Genomic DNA, 1,517 nt, shown 5'->3' on the forward strand with positions numbered 1-1,517 from the left:
CCCCTCGTGAAGGGGAGTTTCTCTGGAGTTGTATTACCGGTTGGCGGGTTGACGTTCTTGATGTTGTGGAGCTCCCAAAAGAGAGCCGCTTTGGGTTTCGCTGCGCTGCTGCTGCTCTCGGTCTGCCTCAACTGGATCGGTGCGGGCCAGGACTTAAAGGATCTTCCTCAGTTCTTTTTGGCACAGGGACCGATCATTTCGGGATATACCAATGCCATGTCTCAAGGCGGGCCCGTCGACGCGGTGGTATACATCCTGTTGGCATCGGCATTGGTACTTGGGCTCTTTTCGCACGCGCTCTTGCGGGCATTCGGCTCACGCGCCTGGATGCTTGTGCTGGGCATGGCGTTTACGCTCTTCGTGGCGTTCAAAGCAGGTTTCGTACGGCAGGATGGGCATGTCTTAGTGACGATCGGCGTGCTGCTGATGTTGAGCTACGGAATGTCGCTCTATGCGAACGTGATCGCCGTTATCGCCACGTGGTGTGCGATGGTAACGGTGTGGTGTCTGATCGCGCCTGGCAACTTCGATCGCACGCCACGATTTGTTTGGAACGAAGTGGCTGCTCATTGGGTGAATACCATATCGGGCATTCATCAACGAATTGCGCATCCTGAGCGCTTTCTCGAACAGTACGAAGAGGCGAAGGAAAAGATTCGCCTGGATCATCCATTGCCACTTACGACGGGGACCGTGGATTTGTATCCCACCGAATTGTCCACGATCTTTGCCCATGACATGAACTGGTCTGGACGACCGATTCCCCAAAGCTATTCCGTATACGACACCAGTCTGGACGATAAGAACGTTGCCCATCTGCGGGGGGCCAATGGGCCCGACACGGTGTTTTTCTCGTTTTCCCCGATTGATGGCCGTCTGCCGGCTATCGAGGACGCAGGCAGCGTGCTTGAGCTGCTGGCAGGATATACGGTGTCGGCAATCGAGTCGCCGTACCTCGTACTGAAGAAGCGAATGGGAGAGCGCGGAGCCTCGCTTGACCTTGATCACCAGAAAGCGGTATCTGGCGAGTTCGGTAAGGCTATTGAATTGGATCCCACGCGACCGGTATGGATGCAGGCGGACATCCAGCCTACGCTGTTGGGCAAGCTGGTAGCGGGCGTGTTCCGTTTGCCTCAGTTGCAGATAGAACTGACGTTTGACAACGGGGCTGTGATTCGCAAGCGGGTCATTCCCAAAATCACGTCGGCCGGCTTCATCGTGGCACCCTATCTCGCCGTGGCTGAGGATTTTGCTGCGCTTGCCGCGGGTGTGGATCTTGGCGTGAAGGTCAAATCGGTGCGCTTTTTCTCAGAGCAAAAGTATCTTTGGAAAAATGACTTCGAGGTCCGGCTAACGCCTATCGACGTCGTGCCTCAGAAGAACGCCCGGGATCAGTTGTTCAAGCGGGCCGCGGACTCGTCCGACCTGCCGTTGGAGGGGATGACACAGAATTCGGCCCAGTGCGTGGTGGACGACGTAAACGGGCACGCGTTGTTGCCAGGCACCAGAGTGCGTAC

At 56.4% G+C, this 1,517-nt stretch carries 1 protein-coding gene; it reads left to right on the plus strand.

What is annotated here, in order from left to right; genetic code table 11:
• Positions 1-90 precede the first annotated feature (90 nt).
• A partial coding sequence (locus ACO6D5_RS30040; RefSeq protein WP_485827428.1) for a hypothetical protein occupies positions 91-1,517 on the plus strand: 1,427 nt, incomplete at its 3' end.

The organism is Achromobacter sp. (assembly GCF_057314935.1).